Origin of the sequence: Actinokineospora sp. PR83 (genome assembly GCF_021056305.1) — a bacterium.
In the GTDB taxonomy this organism is placed as follows: domain Bacteria; phylum Actinomycetota; class Actinomycetes; order Mycobacteriales; family Pseudonocardiaceae; genus Actinokineospora; species Actinokineospora spheciospongiae.
In genome coordinates, this window is sequence record NZ_JAJCXD010000010.1 from 32,394 (window position 1) to 51,157 (window position 18,764).

The following is an 18,764-nucleotide window of genomic DNA, read 5'->3' on the forward strand; positions in this document are numbered from 1 at the left end:
AGACCCTGTGGACAACTTTTCGCGCGATCCCGCGAACCGCCCTACCTTCTCCCCCATGACATTCACCCTGGAGTACACCAGCACCGCCCGGAACATCACCTACACCCTGACCGTCAACGCCGACGCCGAAGGCGCCCTGGCCATCGACCTCACCGGCGAGGACGAGTCGGGCACCAAGGTCGCCGAGGGCACCCTCACCCTCCCCCCGGGCGGCGCCACCGAATCCGCCCGCCTCCTGCACCAGTCCCTCACGGCGATCGCGGGCTTCGAGAAACGCCGCCCCCGCCGCAGCGCGGTCGGCAACGCCAACCAGCGCTGGACCCCCGACGAGGACACCGCCCTCCGCGAGGCCTGGCTGTCCCACCCACCCACGGACCCGGCCACCGAGGTCATCCGATCCCTGGCCACCGCCCACCAGCGCACCCCCGCCGCCATCCGAGCCCGCCTCCCCCGCCTCACCTGCGACCCCGACGTCAGCGGCCGCCTCCTCACCGAAACCACAGCACCCCTGGTCGGCCGAGACGCCATCCCCGCCGTGGACGACACCTGACCCACCCCACCACTCCCCCACCCACCTCGCCGCTTTCCCGCCGCTGCAACAGCTTCCCGCCCAGGGCACCCCACCACACCAGCCACCCACCATGCCGGCCCAGTGCCCCCCACGCATCTCACCGCAGCGGCGCGGCGACAGCACGGCAGCAGCATGGCGGCGCCAGCGCGGCGCGGCAGCGGTGGTGATGGCGTGGCAGCGGCAGCGTGGTGGTGGTCCGGCAGCCGTGGTGGCAGCGGTGGCGTCTAGGCGGGAAGGTGCCCGTTACCCGATGATGGAGGAATGCTGGAAATCTGCCGAATCGACGTCGAGTTACGACTGCGCCTGACGCAGTCGGGCCCGGTCACCGTGTCGGTGGCCGCCGCCGGACCCCCCGGGGACGAGGAGTTGCTGGTGGAAGGCGCACCGGGTCCACCGCGAGTGGTGGCGATGCCACAGGGCACCCGCCTGCACGTGGTCGACGCGAACCCCGGCGACCTGACCCTGCGCTACCGAGCGGCACACCGGTACGGCACCGGCGTGGCCGAGGTCGAACTGGCCGCGGTCACCGAGGCCGAGCGGATCGAATACCTGCGCCCGAGCCGCTACTGCCCCTCCGACCGCCTCGGCGGCTACGCCACCCGCATCATCGGCACCAGCACCGACAACGCGGAAAAGGTCCGCGCCATAGTCACCCACGTCGCCCAACACCTGTCCTACGTGGGCGGTTCCAGCGGCCCCACCGACGACGCGGTCGACACCCTCCTCCTCACCCAGGGCGTCTGCCGCGACTACGCCCACCTGTGCGTGGCCCTGTGTCGAGCCGTCGACGTCCCCGCCCGCTTCGTCTCCGTCTACGCCCCCGGCCTCTCCCCCATGGACTTCCACGCCGTCTTCGAAGCAGCCATCGAAGACCGCTGGCACGTCTTCGACGCCACCCACCTGGCCCCCCGCCAATCCCTCCTCCGCATAGCCACCGGCCGCGACGCCGCCGACACGGCATTCCTGACCACCCCCAACAACACAGACCTCCTCTCCACCTCCATCACCGTCACCGCCGAACCCACCCTCCCCACCGACAACCCCGACGACTTGGTCGTCCTCAGCTGACAGAAGCCGCACCCGACCACTGGGCCTGTGCACCTCGGCAGCCCACTCGGCGGCGTCGTCGGTGCGGTTGGGCGTGACCCGACCACCGACCCACAGCCCCAGCCGGAACGACTCGGTCTTCCACTTGGCCTCGTCACCGCGGCGCAGGACTTCGGCGGCGCAGATCGGCGTGGCGGCGCGCTCGAACTGCTGGATGGTCAGCAGGCGCCAGGTTGAGCAGGTCGAAGGCGAGCTGGAACGGCCGCCAACAGTGGTTCTTGGGGACATCCAGTTCGCCGACCAGGTCGTCAGCGAGACGAGTCGGAGTGGTGCGCCGGGCGGCGGCGGCCAGGGGTGTGCACGCGCTGCCGGGATACGGGTCGTGCCAGCGCCGCCCTCACCGCCGCTGTCGAACACGCTCTCGGCCTTGGCCCCCTTCTCCCTCGGCGGCCGCCTGATCCTGCCCGACGGATAGCGCTCTGGTGAGGTCGGCAGCCGCCGGTGGAAGGTGCGCGGGTTCATCCCGGGTTGTCCGGCGGCCCGCCAGAGGCGGGCGGTGGTCCAGGCTTTCGGGGTGTGCGGCAGGGTGCGGATGCGGTGCCCGAAGCGGGAGCTGCCCAGGCGGGTCGTCCGCTGCGGGGCCCGTCTGGCAGTGCGTCGAGGCCTTCGCGGGTGTGTCGGTCGATCCACCGCCGAACGGTGACCGGGTTGTGGTGCGGCAGGTCGGCGATCTCGGCGGCGCTCGTCGCGGCTGCGGACAGCGGGATCATGACGATGCGGGCGGCGATTCGCCCGTGTCCGCGCGGGACGGTGAACAGGTCGTGGTGCTGTGCAGGGGCAGGGTGGCGCAGGTGTGCGCCGGGCGCGTACTTGTTGTCGTCTCGTCGGGTTGGTCCAGGTGTGGTGACCGGTTCCAACCCGACGGGGTATCTCACGTTCGCAGGGAATCCACGTGGGTCGCAGACACAACTTCAGTCAACCTGCTCAGGCAGCCGGTGGCGGGGACGCGGAACGCGTGGGCCGGTCGAGGGTGCGGGACTCAGATCAGGCCGAGCTGGGCCGCGCGGACCCCGGCCTGGAAGCGGCTGTGGGCGTCCATCCCGGTCATCGTGGTGGCGATGTCGTTGCGGACGGTGCGCACGCTGACGCCGATGCGGCGGGCGACGGCCTCGTCGGTCAGGCCCTCGGCCAGCAGGCGCAGCACCTGTTCGGTGCGCGGCCGCGAGCGGGGCAGGTGGGCCAGGGGGACGCCGCGGGCCCACAGCCGCTCGGCGGTCGCGTGCAGGGCGTCGAGACGGGCGGGTTCGCGGACGAAGCGCTCACCGGTGGGATCGGTCACCACGGCCAGGTCGTCGTCGATCAGCAGCGTGTGCAGGGGGACGCGGTCGGCGGTGCGGGGCGGGGCGCCGCGTGCGGCCAGCCAGCCCGCGTGGTCGGAGACCGCGTCGACGGCCAGCAGGTCGGTGGCCAGGACGACGCGCACGGTGCCACCGCGGCGCAGGATGGTCTCGGCGACCTCCCGGGAGAACTCCGGGGCGCCCGGGCGGTAGGTGGTGGCCAGGACGGTGATCTCCCGGCTGACGCCGACGAGCACGCGCTGGGTCAGCGCGCCGAGACCCGGGGCGGGAAAGCGCTCTCGCACCTGGGCCGGAATCGAGGGTCGCCCGGATAAAGCCACCGGGTGGTCGAGTGTTTCCGTCATCGTTCCCCCTGACATTCGGTGAACAGTTGGATTCAACCGCCTGTACGGCGGGTTTTCCGCGCGGAATTGCGTCCGCTTTTTCGATGCAGGTCGGTTGCGGCCCGCGGGTCGTCTCTCAGGCGTTCGGCCAGAACAGGCCGAGGGGCAGCACGACGGTCAGCCCGCCTTCGACACCGGCGCTCTGCGGCGCATCGGTCGAGGTCGGCGCCTCGGGCTGGGCGAACAGGTCCGGGCCGAACGCGACGGCGGCGGGGGCGGAGACGACGGCGGCGACAGCGATGGCGGACAGCAGGCGGCGCATGGGGTGTTCCTCTCGTGGCGGTTGCTCTGTGCCCTGGTCCGGTTTTCCGCTGGCGGTGTGCGGCTCGGGGCGCTGTCACCAATCAACCGCATGCTGCCGCGGTTTGGCAGGTGATTCACCTGTCCGAACCGGGTCAGGCCGTGTCAAATTCTGGCCAGCGTGATCGGTGCCGCGCGCAACAAATTCGGAAAGGATGGCCGGTAACTGCCGGACACCCTTTCTCGCACACCCGAACGGCCCCGCGCACTCCGCCGAACGGGTCATGGCCGTGGCCCGCCCCGACCGGAAGCGGACAGTCCTCGACCAGACACGGCGCCCGGGCGCACACCGCGCACCCGTCCCCGATGATGGGAAACGGGGCCGGCGTCGGGGCGGCCACGAGGTGAGGAGTCAGCGGTGTCGGGGTTCGGTGGTCGGGCGCGCAGTCGCCATGACGTGCAGGTCGGGAGCACCCCGTCCTTCGAGGCGGAGACCGAGAACGGGGTGGCCGGGACCGGTGGTGAGGCGGTCGAGCCCGCCCGGGTGTCCGATCCGGGCCACGAGCCGCCGCTGCCCTACTGGGTGCACCCGGACTGAGCCGCGGGGCGTCAGGGGCACGGGGAGCCGGGTCCCTCGTCCTCCTCCTGGATGAGCCCGGCGCGCATCGCCGCGATGCCGAGCTGGAACCGCGTCTCCACGCCCAGGCGCTCGAACAGCGTCGTCAGGTACCGGCGCAGGGTCCGCGTGGAGATGCCCAGCCGCCTGGCGATGGCCTCGTCGGTGTGCCCGCCCGCCAGGTCCTGCAGGATCGCCAGCTCGATCTCGCCGAACACGGTGGTGTCGTAGCAGATCTCCTCGACCGGCCTGGCGCGCTCCCAGATGTGCTCGAAGATGCGGACCATGAAGTCCAGGACCACCGGGTCGCGGACGATGGCCGCCCCGGGGCCCTCCTCGGCGGGCAGCGGGATCAGCGCGACCGAGCGGTCCAGCAGGATCATCCGCGACGGCAGCATCGCCGCGGTGCGCACGGTGCCGCCGAGGTCGCGCAGCAGTCGCATGTAGTCGATGGCGTCCTGCTGGCGGCGCGCCGAGTGCGGCCACACCACCTGGTAGTCGATGCCGCGGTCGAGCAGGCCGCGGTCGAGTTCGAGGCCCGCGCGCAACACCTCGACCGGGGCCATCGTCGGGTGCACGGCGACCACCTCGTGGGTCGCCCTGGTGGCCAGGTCGCTGAGCCGCTGGCGGACCTGGTCGCCGCCGCGCACGATCTCGGTGCTCGACTGGGCGTACTGCTTGCGGTAGGCCGCCTGGTAGAGCGTCTCCAGGCCGCCCAGGGTCTTGCGGACGGCGTCGCTGTGCAGGGCGAGCGCGTGCGCGCGGGCCTGGACGGGGGCGAGGATCGCGGCGATGGCGGCGTCGGGGGCCACGGTCTCCCACCGCCCCGGCTCCACCAGGGACGGTCGCACCAGCCGCATCGCGGCCAGCCGCTCCAGTTCGGAGGTGAGCGGCCTGCCGACCAGGTCGGAGCACTCCTCTGTGGTCAGCGGTGCCTCCAGCAGCACCTGGTACACCGCGACGAGGTCGGGGTCCAGCGGGTTCCCCGCGCCCAGCCCCGTGTCGGCGCCCAGTTCAACGTCTTCGTTGTCAGCCACAGCTCTCCCTGCGTGCAGGGCTCGCCGGGAGGCCGGTGTTCGCCGTCGGCCGGGACGGGCAGCCCGCGGTGGTACTCCGGCCGAACCGTATCAGCCGCGGGGTGCGCAAGTCCGGGGAATTAGGGGTCGTCCCGGCCGGTGATCGCTGTTGACCCGGGACCCCGGGCAGGGGTCCCGGGTCGATGGGACGCGGGTCAGCCGACGGCGCCGGTGTAGAAGTCCGGCACGGCCTGGCCGCCGCCACCGGCGAGCACGCGGTCGTAGGCCCAGCCGCCGACCGCGAGGTCCAGCACGCCGAGCCCGAAGGGGGAGAACAGGACCGGCCTGCCCGGTTCAGGGGTCAACCGCCCGCGCAGCACGTCGCTGATCGTGCCGTGCACGAAGTCCCGGTTGCCCGCCACCTGCTCGGCCAGGTGCAGCGAGGTGCGCTCGCGCACGGCGTGGTCGACGTCGTCGGTGACGTTGGTCGAGGCCAGCACGAGTTCCGGGGTGAGGTCGCGCAGCGACAGGTGCAGCACCACCGGGTTGTGCGCCAGCAGGGCCGGGTCGCCCAGGTGCGGCTCGCCCGCGACGGTGGCCAGCACCACGACGTCGCAGCCGGTGAACGCGCCGGACACGTCGTCGACGACCTCGACCTCGCCCATGCCGTCGGCGGTGATCGCCGCGGCGAACCGCTCGGCGTTGGCGCGGCGGGTGTCGAACAGCCGCCAGCCGCCGACCTCCCAGCCCAGGTCGCGGAAGAACTTGCGCACGTTGTCGGCGATCAGGCCGGTGCCGACGAACCCGACGCGGCCCGCGCGCCTGCCCCCGGTCAGTGCCTGCGCGGCGAGGACGGCGGACGCGGCGGTGCGGGTGGCGGAGATGATCGACGACTCGAGGACGGCGTAGGGGTAGCCGGTGCCGTGGTCGTTGAGCACGAGCATCGCCGAGGCGCGGGGGATGCCGTGCTCGGTGTTGCCGGGGTAGCTGGCGATCCACTTGATGCCCGCGATCTCGCGGTCGCCGCCGAGGAAGGCGGGCAGCGCGATGATCCGGTCGCGCGGGCGGTCGGGGAAGCGCAGGAAGCTGCTGTGCGGGTTCACCGTGGTGCCGTCGTCGTGGGCCAGGTAGGCGTCGCGGACGGCGGCGAGCGCGCCCTCCCGGTCGGCGTCGACCTGCGCGGCGATCTCGCCCGCGCCGATGACCCGCAGTTGCGGCACGCGCGGCCCGGCGGGGGCCGGGGTCGGGTCGGCCGTCGGTTCTGCGGTCGCTGTCATGTGTGGGTCTCCCAGTGCTCGTGATCGGGGTTCGGGGTGGTCGGGGTTCGGGTCAGGCGGGGACGGGGTCGAGCAGGGTGGCGGCCCAGGCCGGGTTGTAGACGGTGTCGGCGTAGGCGGTGCCGCGGTCGGCGGCCAGGAACACCACGGTGGGTCTGGAGCCGGTGTGCCCGGCGAAGTAGCGGGTCAGCGCGGAGTAGACGGTGCCGGTGGACCCGCCCGCGTACAGGCCGTGCTCGCGCAGCAGGTCGTGGCAGCCGCGCACGGTGTCCGGCTCGGACACCAGGACCACGTCGTCCACACTGGCCCGGTGGATCAGCGGCGGGACGATGCTCGAGCCCAGGCCGGGGATGCGCCGGGTCTTGGGGGCGCCGCCGAAGATCGCCGAACCCTCCGCGTCGACCGCGACCACCCGCACCCTCGGGTGGGCCTCCTTGAGCCGCAGCGAGACCCCGCCGATGGTGCCGCCGGTGCCCGCGCCGATGAACGCGTAGTCGATGCGCGGCAGCGCGCGCACCAGCTCACCGCCGGTGAGCAGGTAGTGCGCCTCGACGGCGTCGGGGTTGCCGTACTGGTCGGGCCAGAACACGTCGGGCAGCTCGGCGCGCAGGGTGGCGACCCTGGTCAGCCGGGTGGCCAGGAAGCCGCCGGTGGCGTCGCGTTCGGTGACCTTCTCCACCCGGTCGCAGGTCAGCCGCAGGTATGCCTCGGTGGAGGCGTTGACGTTGGGGTCGATCACCGGGATGAACGCGATGCCCAGGGCCCGGCAGAACGAGGCCATCGACAGCGCGAAGTTGCCCGAGGACGACTCGACCACGGTGGTGCGCTCGGTGATGTGGCCGCGCTCGACGCCGCGCTTGAGGATCCAGTACGCGGAGCGGTCCTTGGAGCTGCCGTTGGGGTTGGCGTACTCCAGCTTGGCGTGCAGGTCGAGGGTGCGGTGGGCGAGGGGCACGGTGGCCGTCTCGCGCATCGCGCCCGCGATCCGCGCGAGCGCCTCGGTGAGCGGGCCCTGGACGGCGACGTCCGCGGTGGCGGTCACCGGGTGACCGCCCGCCGGTAGGCGCGCACGGCCAGCGGGCCCGCGACGGCGAGCAGGACCAGCACCAGGACGGTGCCCACGGCCAGCGGGTACTGCCCGGGCAGGCTGCCCGGGAGCGGACCGGTCTCGTTGCCGAAAAGCTGCCTGCACGCGGTGACCACGGCGCTGAGCGGGTTCCACTCGCAGACCACCCGCAGCCAGCCGGGCAGGCCGCCGAGCGGGATGAACGCGTTGGACAGGAACGTCAGCGGCAGCACGACCAGCACCGCCACCGAGCTGATCGCCTCGGCGTCGCGCACCAGCAGGCCCAGCAACGCGCCCACCCAGGCCATCGCGAAGCCGAGCAGCAGCAGCAGGCCGAAGCCGAGCAGCGCCTGGCCGACACCGTTGTGCAGGCGCCAGCCGATCAGGTACCCCACTCCCGCCATGACGGCGATGGAGATCGCGGAGACCACCACGTTGGACGCAGTGCGCGCGGCGAGCACGGCGGCGTCGGACATCGGCAGCGAGCGGAACCGGTCGACCAGCCCGTTGCCCAGGTCGGTGGCCACGCCCAGGGCGGTGCTGGACAGGTTGGTCAGCATCGTCTGGGCGAGGATGCCCGCCATCAGGTAGTCCTGGTAGTTGCCGCCGGGGGCGGCCATGGCGCTGCCGAACAGCACGCCGAACAGCGCGACGTAGGCCACCGGCATGACGGTGGCGGCGAGCAGCTTCTCCGGCATCCGCACCAGGTGGCGCAGGTGCCTGCCGAACAGGGCGCCCGCGTCGCTGAGCGCGTTGACCGCGGTCGTGGTGAGGCCGCGGGCGGCGGGTGCGCCGCGGTCGGGGGTGCTGACGCCGCTGGGGGCGGGGGCGCCTCGGGGGGCGGTGGCCAGGGTCATGCGGTCGCTCCGTGTCCGGTGAGGGCGAGGAAGACGTCGTCGAGGGAGGGGCGGCGGACACCGAAGTCCTCGACGGCGATGTCGAGACCCGCCAGGGCGGTGGCGGCGTCGGCGATCGAGCCGATCCCCGCCGCCAGGCTGACCTGCACGACCCGCTCGCCCTGCCGGACCGGCGCGTCGGTGCCGACCCCGGCCAGCGCCGACAGGGCCGAGGCGGAGTCGGCGGGGTCGACCAGCGTGACCGACAGCCGCTCACCGCCGACCTTGCGCTTGAGCTGGTCGGGGGTGCCCTCGGCGACGACCCGGCCCGCGTCGACGACCACGACGCGGTCGGCGAGCTGGTCGGCCTCCTCCAGGTACTGGGTGGTCAGCAGCACGGTGACGCCCGCGTCGACCTGGGCGCGGATGCGCTTCCACAGGGTGTTGCGGCTGTGCGGGTCCAGGCCGGTGGTCGGCTCGTCGAGGAAGAGCACCTCGGGTTCGGCGACCAGGCTGGCGGCCAGGTCCAGCCGCCGCCGCATCCCGCCGGAGTAGCCCTTGACCGGCCGGTCGGCGGCGTCGGCCAGCTCGAAGGACTCCAGCAGCTCGTCGGCCACGGCGCGGGCGCGGGCCCGGCCGAGGTGGTGCAGCACGCCGACCAGGCGCAGGTTCTCCCGCCCGGTCAGCTTGTCGTCGAGTGCCGCGTACTGGCCGGTGAGCCCGATGCGCGAGCGCACCAGGCCGGGGTGGCGGCGCACGTCGTGACCGGCCACCCGCGCCGTGCCCGCGTCCGCGGTCAGCAGGGTGGCCAGGATGCGCACCGTCGTCGTCTTGCCCGCGCCGTTGGGGCCGAGCACGCCGAGCACCGTCCCGCGCGGCACTGCGAGGTCGACCCCGCGCAGGGCCTGGTGGCCGCCGTAGGCCTTGCGGAGACCCTCCGCCTCGATCGCGTTGTCCACTTGCGCACCTCGTTCGCTCGCGTGCCGCTGGTGTGTGTGCGGTTGTCACTCAAGCAGTGCGGGCCACCGCCACCCAGCGCGTTGCAGCAAGCTGAAGCACTGGGCCGAATGCCTTGCCCGGCAACGCTTCCGACCCCGTTCCCGCAGGCCGTGCAGTTAGCTGCAGCGGCGTTGCCGGTCGGTCGGGCCGGTCCCGAGACTGGGTCGCGACCCCGGGTCCCGGGGGCCGGACGCGAGTGAAGGTGATGCCCCGATGACCGCTGCGAACCCCCCGCACCTGCCGCTGACGGCCGCCCAGGCCGGGGTGGTCTTCGCCCAGCGCCTGGACCCGACCAACCCGGTGTACAACATCGCCGAGTACGTCGAGGTCGACGGGCGGGTGGACGCCGGGCTGCTGCGGGCGGCGCTGGTCACCGTCATCGCCGAGGCCGAGGCGCTGCGCGTGCGGGTCGCGGTCGACACCGAGGGCCGCGCGACCCAGTCCCTGCTCGACCGCACCGACCCCCGACTGTCCCAGGTGGACTTCCGGGACGCGGCGGACCCGTGCGCGGCGGCGCTGGAGTGGATGCGCGCCGAGCACTCCACCCCGCTGGACCTGGACCGGGACCCGTTGTACGCCTTCGCCCTGCTGCGCGTCGGCGAGGAGCGGTCGCTGTGGTACCAGCGCTACCACCACGCGCTGCTCGACGGCGTGGGCATGTCGCTGGTGCAGCGCAGGGTCGCCGACGTCTACACCGCGCTGCACGAGGGCCGCCCGGCCGGGCCGACGCCGTTCGCGCCGTTGCGGACCCTGGTCGAGGAGGAGCGCGAGTACCGGGCGGGCGAGCGCTTCGAGCGCGACCGCGCCCACTGGGCCGGGCTGCTGGCCGACCGCCCCGCCCCGGTCAGCCTCACCGGCGCCAAGCCCGTCATGCCGCACCGGCTCGACCGCCGCCGCGCCCACCTCGGCGCCGCGGAGCTGACCGCCGTGCGCGACCTCGCCAGGGAGACCGGCTGCGCGTGGCCCGCCGTGGTCGTGGCCGCGTTCGGCGCGTACCTGGGCAGGCTGTCGGGCGCGCGCCGGGTCGTCCTCGGTGTCCCCGTCTCGGCCCGCCCGCGCGGCGCGGCGGCGTCGGTGCCGGGCATGGTGTCCAACATCGTGCCGCTGGTGCTGCCCGCCGACCCGGCCGCCACGGTCGCCGAGCTGGTCTCCGCCACGTCGGCGAACCTGCGTGCCGCCGTGCGCCACCAGCGCTACCGCTACGAGGACCTGCGCCGCGACCTCAAGCTGGTCACCGACGACGACCGGCTGGTCGGCGCGCACGTGAACATCGTGCTGCTGGACCAGGACCTCGCCTTCGGCGGCGCCGCGGCCCGTGTGGTCAACCTCGCGGGCGGCCCGGTCGACGAGCTGTCGCTGGTCATCGACGGCCGCGGCGGTGACGGTGTCGACCTGCTGCTCGACGCCAACCCCGACCTCTTCGGCCCCGCCGAGCTGGACGCGCTGCACTCCCGCTTCGCCCGGTTCACCGCGGCCCTGGCCGCCGCGGGCCCGGACAGCCCGCTGGCCCACCTCGACGTGGCGACCCCGGCCGAGTCCGACACCGTGCTGCGCCGGTGGAACGACACCGCCGCGCCGAACCCGGTGGAGACCGCGGTCGACCTGCTCGACGCCCAAGCCGCCGCGACCCCAGCCGCCACCGCGGTCCGCCACGGCGGGGCCACCCTGACCTACGCCGAGCTGCACGCCAGGGCCAACCGGCTCGCCCGACTGCTGGTCTCGCGCGGTGTCGGCCCGGAGACCTCGGTGGCGCTGTGCCTGCCGCGCACCCACGAGCTGATCGTCGCGGTGCTGGCCGTGCTCAAGGCGGGCGGCGCGTACGTGCCGGTCGACCCCGCCTACCCGGCCGAGCGGATCGCGTTCATGCTCGCCGACGCCGACCCCGTCCTGGTGCTCACCGACGACCGGGCGCGGTCCGCGCTGCCCGCCACCGACCGCCCCCTGCTGCTCGTCGGCGGCGCAGGCGCCGTGGACACCTCGGGGCACGCCCCCACCCCGCTGACCGACGCCGACCGCCGTGCCCCGCTGCGCCCGGCCAACGCCGCGTACACGATCTTCACCTCGGGCTCGACCGGCCGCCCCAAGGGTGTCGTGGTCCCGCACGCCGGGGTCGCCGACCTGATCCGCTGGGCGGTGGGCGAGTTCGGGCCCGACCGGCTCGCGCACGTGCTCGCCGCGACCTCGCTCAACTTCGACGTGTCGGTGTTCGAGATGTTCGGGCCGCTGGCCTGCGGCGGGTCCGTCGAGGTCGTCCGCGACCTGCTCGCCCTCGCCGAGCAGCCGGGCGGCACCTGGTCGGGCAGCCTGGTCAGCGCCGTGCCGTCCGCGCTGGCCCAGGTGCTCGCGCACGGCGGGGCCACCGTCGAGGCGGGCGACGTGGTGTTGGCGGGCGAGGGCCTGTCGCTGCCCAACGCGCGCCTGGTGCAGGAGAAGGTCGCGGGCGCCCGGCTGTCCAACATCTACGGCCCCACCGAGGCCACGGTCTACGCCACCGCCTGGTACGCCGACGGGCCGGTCGAGGCCGCCCCGCCGATCGGCGCGCCCATCCGCAACACCCGCGCGTACGTCCTCGACGCCGCGCTGCGCCCGGTGCCGCCCGGCGCCACCGGCGAGCTGTACCTGACGGGTGCCGGACTGGCCCGCGGCTACCTCGACCGCCCCGGTCTGACCGCCGAGCGCTTCGTCGCCGACCCGTTCGGCGCCCCCGGCGACCGCATGTACCGCACCGGCGACGTCGTGCGCTGGACCCCGGACGGCGACGTGGAGTACCTGGGCCGCGCCGACGACCAGGTCAAGGTGCGCGGCTTCCGGATCGAGCTGGGCGAGGTGGAGACCGCGCTGACCGCCCACCCCTCCGTGGCGCAGGCCGCCGTGGTGGTCCGCGAGGACCAGCCGGGCGTCAAGCAGCTCGTGGCCTACCTCGTCGGCCACCTCGGCGACACCGCCGGGTCCGCGCTCGGCAACCCGATCGACGCCGCGGTGGTGCGCTCGGCGATCGCCGACGGGCTGCCCGAGTACATGGTCCCGTCGGCGTTTGTCGTCCTGGACCGGTTGCCGCTCAACCCCAACGGCAAGCTCGACCGCTTGGCGCTGCCCGCCCCCGAGTACGTGGCCGCGGGCGCCGGTGCCGCCCCCGCCTCCGAGCGCGAGCGGGTGTTGTGCGGGCTGGTCGGCGACGTCCTCGGCGTGTCCGGGGTCGGGGTCGGCGACAGCTTCTTCGACCTCGGCGGGGACAGCATCGTCGCCATCCGCCTGGTCTCCCGGGCCCGCGAGGCCGGTCTGCTGATCACCCCGCGCCAGGTCTTCGCCGCCCGCACCCCGGCCGCGCTGGCCGCGGTGGCCACCGAGGCCGCGGAGGCACCCACCGCCGCCGGGGTGGGGGAGGGCGTCGGCGCGCTGCCGCTGCTGCCGATCGTGGCCGACCTGCGCGACCGCGGCGGCCCGATCGACGGCCTGCACCAGGCGATCCTGCTCGACGCCCCCGCCTCGCTGACCCTCACCGGGCTCACCACCGCGGTGCAGGCGCTGTTCGACCACCACGACGCGCTGCGCACCAGGGTGCTCGTCGACGCGGACGACCCCGGCCTGCAGCTCACCATCGGTGCCCGCGGCTCGGTCCGCGCCACCGACCTGGTCCGCCGCGTCTGCGGGAACGCCGACCCCGACGCGGTCACCGAGGCGGCCTGGAACCGGCTGGTCCCCGAGGAGGGCGTGCTCGCCCAGGTCGTCTGGTTCGACGCCGGTGCCGAGCCCGGCCGGGTGCTGCTCGTGCTGCACCACCTGCTGGTCGACGGCGTGTCCTGGCGGGTGCTGCTGCCGGACCTGGCCGCCGCGTGGGCCGCGGTCGCCGCGGGCGACCCCGTGTCCCTGCCCGAGGTCGGCACCCCGTACCGCTGGTGGGCGCGGGAACTGGTCGCGCTGGACCGCTCGTCCGAGATCGACTTCTGGCGCGCGCACCTCGCCGTCGCCGACCCCGGGTTCGGGCCGCGCGCCTTCGACCCCGCCGTGGACACCGCCTCCACCACCCGCACCACCAGCCTCCGGCTGCCCGACGACCTCGCCGCCGACCTGCTCGGCCCGGTGGCCGCCGCGTTCGGCGGGGTCGCCGAGGTGCTGCTGGGCGCGCTGGCCATCGCGGTCGAGACCGTGCGCCCCGCGGGCGGGCTGCTCGTCGACGTCGAGGGCCACGGCCGCGCCGACGTCCTGCCCGGGGTCGACCTGTCGCGCACCGTCGGCTGGTTCACCGCCGTGCACCCGCTCGGCATCGACCTGTCCGGTGTGGACGTCGGGGACGCGTTGGCGGGCGGGCGTTGCGCCGCGCTCGTCGTCAAGCGGGTCCGCGACCTGCTGCGCGCGGTCCCCGGCGGCGGTACCGGCTACGGCGTCCTGCGCCACGCGGCGGGCGAGTTCGCCGACGCGCCCGTCCCGCAGGTCTGCTTCAACCACCTTGGCGCGCTGACCCTGCCCGAGCTGGACGGCTGGGCGCTCGCCGACGCCCCGGCCGTGCCCGGCGACCACGGTGACGCCCGCCCGGCGCACGCCGTCGAGGTCACCACCCTGGTCACCCCGGACGGCGGCGTCGCCGCGCACCTCACCGCCGCCGTCGGCGCGGTCGGGCTCGACCTGGTCGACGAGCTGGTCGCCGCCTGGACCGCCGCGCTGCGCGCCACCGCCGCGCACGTGTCCTCGGTCGGCGGCGAGGTCTGCGCCACCCCGGGCGACTTCCCGCTCGTCGACCTCGACCAGGACCGGGTCGACGCCCTGCAGCGCCGCCACGGCAGGCTCCTCGACGTCCTGCCGCTGGCCCCGCTGCAGCGCGGCCTGTTCTTCCACGCCCAGTTCGACGACGCCGAGACCGACGTCTACACCGTCCAGTTCGGCTTCGACCTGCACGGCCCGGTCGACGAGACCGCGCTGCGCACCGCGCTGGCCGCGCTGGTGCGCAGGCACCCCACCCTCGGCGCCGCCTTCGTCCCCGGCGACCGGCCGCTGCAGGTCGTCCCGGCCGAGGTCACCGTCCCGCTGGAGGTGCACGACCTGTCCGGGGTGGCCGACCCGGCCGCCGAGCTGGCCCGCGTCCAGGACGCCGACCGCAACAGCCGGTTCGACCTCGCCGCCCCGCCGCTGCTGCGCGTGGCCCTGTTCCACCTCGGTGGCGAGCGCCACCGCCTGACCCTGACCAACCACCACATCCTGCTCGACGGCTGGTCGATGCCGATCGTGGCGACCGAGCTGTTCGCCCTCTACGGCGACCCGGCCGCGGTCCTGCCCCCGGTGCGGCCCTTCCGCGACCACCTCGCCCGGCTCGCCGCGCTGCCCCCTGGCGCCGCCGAGCAGGCGTGGCGCGAGGAGCTGGCGTCGGTGCGGGAGCCCACGCTGCTGCTGCCGACCGAGCGCCCCGAGCGGACCGCCGAGCCGCGGCGCGTCTCGGTCACCGTGCCGATGGGCCCGCTCGACGCGCTGGCCCGCGCCCACGGCCTGACCCCGAACACCCTGGTGCAGGGTGCGTGGGCGGTGCTGCTGGCGAAGCTGACCGGCCGCACCGAGGTCACCTTCGGCGCGACCGTCTCCGGTCGGCCCACCGACCTCGACGGCGCCGAGACCATGGTCGGCCTGTTCATCAACACCGTCCCGGTCGTGGTCGAACTCGACCCGGCCCGCCCGGTCCTCGACTCCCTCGCCGCGACCCAGGGGCGGCAGGCCGGACTGGTCCCGCACCAGCACCTCGGCCTGGCCGAGGTGCAGCGCGTCGCCGGACTCGGCGAGCTGTTCGACACCCTCGTCGTGTTCGAGAACTACCCGCTCGACCCGTCCGCGCTGGTCCTGCCCGGCGCCGAGGTGACCGGGGTGGACGGTGTCGACGCCACCCACTACCCGCTGACCCTGATGGCCGTCCCCGGCACCGACCTGGAGCTGCGCCTGGGCCACCGCCCCGACCTCGTCGACGCGGACGCGGCCCGGCTGCTGCTCGACCGGCTGCTGCGGGTGCTCGACGCCCTGGTCGCCGACCCGGCTGCCACCCCGGGCGACGTCGACGTGCTGACCGCCGGGGAGCGGGCCCAGGTCCTCGACGGCTGGAACGACACCGCCACCGAGGTCCCCGACACCACCCTCACCGCGCTGCTCGCCGAGGCCGCCGCCCGCACCCCGGAGGCCGAGGCGCTGGTCTTCGAGGACCGGTCGCTGACCTACGCGGAGTTCGACGCGGAGGCCAACCGGCTCGCCCGGCTGCTCGTCGAGCACGGCGCCGGGCCGGGCAGGCTCGTCGCCGTCGCGGTCCCGCGCTCGGTGGAGCTGGTCGTGGCCCTGCACGCGGTGCTGCGGGCGGGCGCGGCGTACCTGCCGATCGACCCGGACTACCCGGCCGACCGCATCGGGTTCCTGCTCGCCGACGGCGCCCCCGCGCTGCTGCTGACGACGCCGGGGCTGGACTCCCGCCTGCCCGGTGGCGTGCCGCGCCTGCTGCTGCCCGCCGCCGGTGCCGAGGCGCTGTCACCCGAACCGCTGACCGACGCCGACCGGCTCGCCCCGCTGCTGCCGGGGCACCCCGCGTACGCGATCTTCACCTCCGGGTCCACCGGCAGGCCCAAGGGCGTGCTGGTCCCGCACCGCGGCATCGTCAACCGCCTGCTGTGGACTCAGCACGAGTACCGGCTCGGGGCCGACGACCGGGTGCTGCAGAAGACCCCCTCCGGGTTCGACGTGTCGGTGTGGGAGTTCTTCTGGCCGCTCATCGCCGGTTCCACCCTCGTGGTGGCCCGACCCGAGGGGCACCGCGACCCCGGCTACCTGGCCGACCTGATCCACCGCGAGCGGGTCACGACCGCCCACTTCGTCCCGTCGATGCTGCAGGCGTTCGTCGCCGAGGCCGACCCCGCCCGGTGCGCGAGCCTGCGCCGCGTGCTGTGCAGCGGGGAGGCCCTGCCCGGCGAGCTGGCCGCCCGGTTCACCGCCGCGTTCGACGCCGGGCTGCACAACCTCTACGGCCCCACCGAGGCGTCGGTCGACGTCACCGCGTGGGCGGTGCTGCCCGAGGACGGCACGTCGGTGCCGATCGGCCGCCCGGTCTGGAACACCCGCACCTACGTGCTGGACCCGGCGCTGCGCCCCGTCCCGCCCGGTGTCCCCGGCGAGCTGTACCTGGCGGGCCGCCAGTTGGCGCTGGGCTACCACAACCGCCCCGGCCTGACCGCCGACCGGTTCGTCGCCGACCCCCACGGCGCCCCCGGCACCCGGATGTACCGCACCGGCGACATCGCCCGTTGGCGCGCCGACGGCGCCCTGGAGTACCTGGGCCGGGTCGACGACCAGGTCAAGATCCGCGGCCAGCGCGTCGAGCCGGGCGAGGTCGAGGCCGTGCTCGCCGGGCACGCCACGGTCGGCTCGGTCGCCGTGCTCGCCCGCCGCGACCGGCCCGGGTCGATCCGCCTGGTCGCCTACGTCGTGCCCACCGCGGGCACCGAGGTCGACGCGGAGGTGCTGCGCGAGCACGCCGCCGAGGCGCTGCCCGAGCACATGGTCCCCGCCGCCGTCGTCGTCCTCGACGCGCTGCCGCTGACCCCCAACGGCAAGCTGGACCGCAAGGCCCTGCCCGCCCCGGACCCGGTGCGCGCGGGGTCGGGCAGGCAGGCCGGGACCCCGGTCGAGGCGGTCCTGGTCGGGCTGTTCGCCGACGTGCTCGGCGTGGCCGAGGTCGGCGCCGACGACAGCTTCTTCGACCTGGGCGGCGACAGCATCGTCTCCATCCAGCTCGTGGCCAGGGCCAGGGCGGCCGGGTTCGTGCTGACCCCGCGCCAGGTGTTCGAGCACCGCACCGTCGCCCGGCTCGCCGCCGTGGCCCGCGCCGACACCGCCGCCGCGCTCCTCGTCGAGGACGCCGACGCCGGGACCGGCCCGCTGGTGCCGACCCCGATCTCGCACTGGCTGCTGGACCGGGGCGGCCCGATCGCCGGGTTCCACCAGTCGATGGTGGTCACCACCCCGGCCGGGGCCGACCTCGACCGGCTCGCCGCCGCCCTCGACGCCCTGCTCGGCCGGCACGACTCGCTGCGGCTGCGGGTGGACCGGGACGCGACCGGCTGGTCGGCCTCGGTCGCCCCGCGCGGCACGGTCCGCGCCGCGGACCTGCTCAGCCAGGTCGACCTGACCACGGTGGACCCCGAGGGCGTCGCCGCGGTGATCGCCGAGGAGGCGGTCGCCGCGCGGACCGAACTGGACCCGTTCACCGGCCGCGTCGCCAGGTTCGTCTGGTTCGACGCGGGCCCGCGCCGCCCCGGGCGGTTGCTGCTGGTGGTCCACCACCTCAGCGTCGACGGGGTGTCCTGGCGGGTGCTGCTGCCCGACCTGGCCGCCGCGTGGCGCGGGGAGGAGTTGGCCCCGGTCGCGACCTCCTACCGCACGTGGGGGCGGCTGCTCACCGAGCAGGCCGCCGAGCGGGTGGGCGAGCTGGAGCTGTGGCGGGCGCAGGTCTCCCGGCCGGACGCGCTGCTGTCGTCGCGGCCGCTGGACCCCGACCGCGACCTGGCCGCGACCGCCCGCACCGTCACCGTCGAGCTGACCCCGGAGCAGACGCTGCCGCTGCTCACCGACGTGCCCGCCGCCTTCCACGCGGGCGTCCAGGACGTGCTGCTCACCGCGCTCGCCCTGGCGGTCGCCGACCAGCGCCTCGACACCGCGGGCGCCGTCCTGGTCGACGTCGAGGGCCACGGCAGGCTCGACCTGCCCGGCACCGACCTGTCCCGCACCACCGGCTGGTTCACCAGCCTGCACCCGGTGCGGCTGGACCCGGGCGTCGACGACTGGACCGAGTTGTGGGCGGGCGGCCCGGCCGCCGGACGCGCGCTCAAGCAGGTCAAGGAGCAGTTGCGCGTCCTGCCGGACGGCGGCATCGGCCACGGCCTGCTCCGCCACCTCAACCCGCACACCGAGGGCGTCCTGGCCGCCGGGCACACCCCGCAGATCGGCTTCAACTACCTGGGCAGGCTCGCCGGGCCGACCGACGGCGACGGGTTCGAGCCCGCCCCCGAGGCCGCGGGCCTGGGCGGCGGCGCCGACCCGGACATGCCGCTGCCGCACGCGCTGGAGATCACCGCGGTGGCCCTCGACGGACCGGACGGCCCCCGCCTGTCGGCGACCTGGCTGTTCCCGTCCGAGCTGCTCGACGACACCGGGGTCAGGGCCGTGGCCACCGCCTGGCGCCGGGCCCTGCTGGTGCTCTCCGAGCACGCCGCGCGCCCCGACGCGGGCGGTCTCACCCCGTCCGACCTGGCCCTGGTGTCGGTCAGCCAGGAGGACATCGACGACTTCGAGGACCTGCTCGACTGAGCCAGGTGCGGGGCCACCCCCCGACCGCCCC

At 74.7% G+C, this 18,764-nt stretch carries 11 protein-coding genes and 1 pseudogene; 4 read left to right on the top strand and 8 right to left on the bottom strand.

All coding sequences use genetic code 11. The features are described from left to right. Nucleotides 1-55 precede the first annotated feature (55 nt). Nucleotides 56-550 carry a hypothetical protein gene (locus tag L6E12_RS03095; protein ID WP_236226339.1) on the top strand — a complete coding sequence of 165 codons (495 nt, stop codon included), beginning with the start codon at nt 56-58 and terminating at the stop codon, nt 548-550. A gap of 429 nt (nt 551-979) precedes the next feature. Continuing rightward, the gene (locus L6E12_RS03100) at nt 980-1,639 is read left to right on the top strand and encodes a transglutaminase-like domain-containing protein (RefSeq protein WP_308074021.1); all 660 of its coding nucleotides are present in this window, start codon (nt 980-982) and stop codon (nt 1,637-1,639) included. 471 nt (nt 1,640-2,110) lie between these two features. Here the strand turns inward: L6E12_RS03100 and L6E12_RS35255 are convergent. From L6E12_RS35255 to L6E12_RS03110, 3 genes and pseudogenes are all read right to left on the bottom strand, one after another. Then, nucleotides 2,111-2,516, bottom strand: a pseudogene (locus tag L6E12_RS35255) (helix-turn-helix domain-containing protein); the annotation flags it as partial. Nucleotides 2,517-2,657: 141 nt separating this feature from the next. After that, complete coding sequence (locus L6E12_RS03105; RefSeq protein WP_236226341.1) at nt 2,658-3,260, bottom strand: LuxR C-terminal-related transcriptional regulator; 603 nt, start codon at nt 3,258-3,260, stop codon at nt 2,658-2,660. Nucleotides 3,261-3,435: 175 nt separating this feature from the next. After that, the gene (locus tag L6E12_RS03110) at nt 3,436-3,621 is read right to left on the bottom strand and encodes a hypothetical protein (protein ID WP_236226342.1); all 186 of its coding nucleotides are present in this window, start codon (nt 3,619-3,621) and stop codon (nt 3,436-3,438) included. Between the two features lie 396 nt (nt 3,622-4,017). Between L6E12_RS03110 and L6E12_RS03115 the strand changes: the two genes are divergently transcribed. Next, nucleotides 4,018-4,197, top strand: a complete 180-nt coding sequence (locus L6E12_RS03115; protein ID WP_236226343.1) for a hypothetical protein — start codon at nt 4,018-4,020, stop codon at nt 4,195-4,197. Between the two features lie 11 nt (nt 4,198-4,208). Here the strand turns inward: L6E12_RS03115 and L6E12_RS35260 are convergent, their stop codons facing one another. The 5 genes from L6E12_RS35260 to L6E12_RS03140 form a co-directional block, all read right to left on the bottom strand. Continuing rightward, nucleotides 4,209-5,252: a LuxR family transcriptional regulator gene (locus tag L6E12_RS35260; protein WP_236226344.1), complete on the bottom strand. Its 1,044-nt coding sequence runs from the start codon at nt 5,250-5,252 to the stop codon at nt 4,209-4,211. A 194-nt stretch (nt 5,253-5,446) separates the two neighbouring features. Next, entirely contained in the window at nt 5,447-6,508 is a 1,062-nt protein-coding gene (gene sbnB, locus L6E12_RS03125; RefSeq protein ID WP_236226345.1) for a 2,3-diaminopropionate biosynthesis protein SbnB, read from the bottom strand. A gap of 52 nt (nt 6,509-6,560) precedes the next feature. After that, nucleotides 6,561-7,550, bottom strand: a complete 990-nt coding sequence (gene sbnA / locus L6E12_RS03130) for a 2,3-diaminopropionate biosynthesis protein SbnA (protein ID WP_236226346.1) — start codon at nt 7,548-7,550, stop codon at nt 6,561-6,563. Further along, complete coding sequence (locus tag L6E12_RS03135; protein ID WP_236226347.1) at nt 7,547-8,431, bottom strand: ABC transporter permease; 885 nt, start codon at nt 8,429-8,431, stop codon at nt 7,547-7,549. Before L6E12_RS03135 ends, sbnA begins: the two co-directional genes overlap by 4 nt. Then, nucleotides 8,428-9,369: an ATP-binding cassette domain-containing protein gene (locus tag L6E12_RS03140; RefSeq protein WP_236226348.1), complete on the bottom strand. Its 942-nt coding sequence runs from the start codon at nt 9,367-9,369 to the stop codon at nt 8,428-8,430. Before L6E12_RS03140 ends, L6E12_RS03135 begins: the two co-directional genes overlap by 4 nt. Before the next feature lie 253 nt (nt 9,370-9,622). On the opposite strand from L6E12_RS03140, the gene L6E12_RS03145 reads away from it, so the two are divergent. After that, nucleotides 9,623-18,733 (top strand): non-ribosomal peptide synthetase, encoded by a 9,111-nt coding sequence (locus tag L6E12_RS03145; protein ID WP_236226349.1) that lies wholly within the window; start codon nt 9,623-9,625, stop codon nt 18,731-18,733. Nucleotides 18,734-18,764 lie beyond the last annotated feature (31 nt).

Coding starts and splice junctions, on each gene's coding strand:
- L6E12_RS03145 (WP_236226349.1), top strand. CDS start 9,623: ATGACCGCTGCGAACCCCCCGCACCTGCCGCTGACGGCCGCCCAGGCC.
- sbnB (WP_236226345.1), bottom strand. CDS start 6,508: ATGACAGCGACCGCAGAACCGACGGCCGACCCGACCCCGGCCCCCGCC.
- L6E12_RS03110 (WP_236226342.1), bottom strand. CDS start 3,621: ATGCGCCGCCTGCTGTCCGCCATCGCTGTCGCCGCCGTCGTCTCCGCC.
- L6E12_RS03095 (WP_236226339.1), top strand. CDS start 56: ATGACATTCACCCTGGAGTACACCAGCACCGCCCGGAACATCACCTAC.
- L6E12_RS03135 (WP_236226347.1), bottom strand. CDS start 8,431: ATGACCCTGGCCACCGCCCCCCGAGGCGCCCCCGCCCCCAGCGGCGTC.
- L6E12_RS03100 (WP_308074021.1), top strand. CDS start 980: ATGCCACAGGGCACCCGCCTGCACGTGGTCGACGCGAACCCCGGCGAC.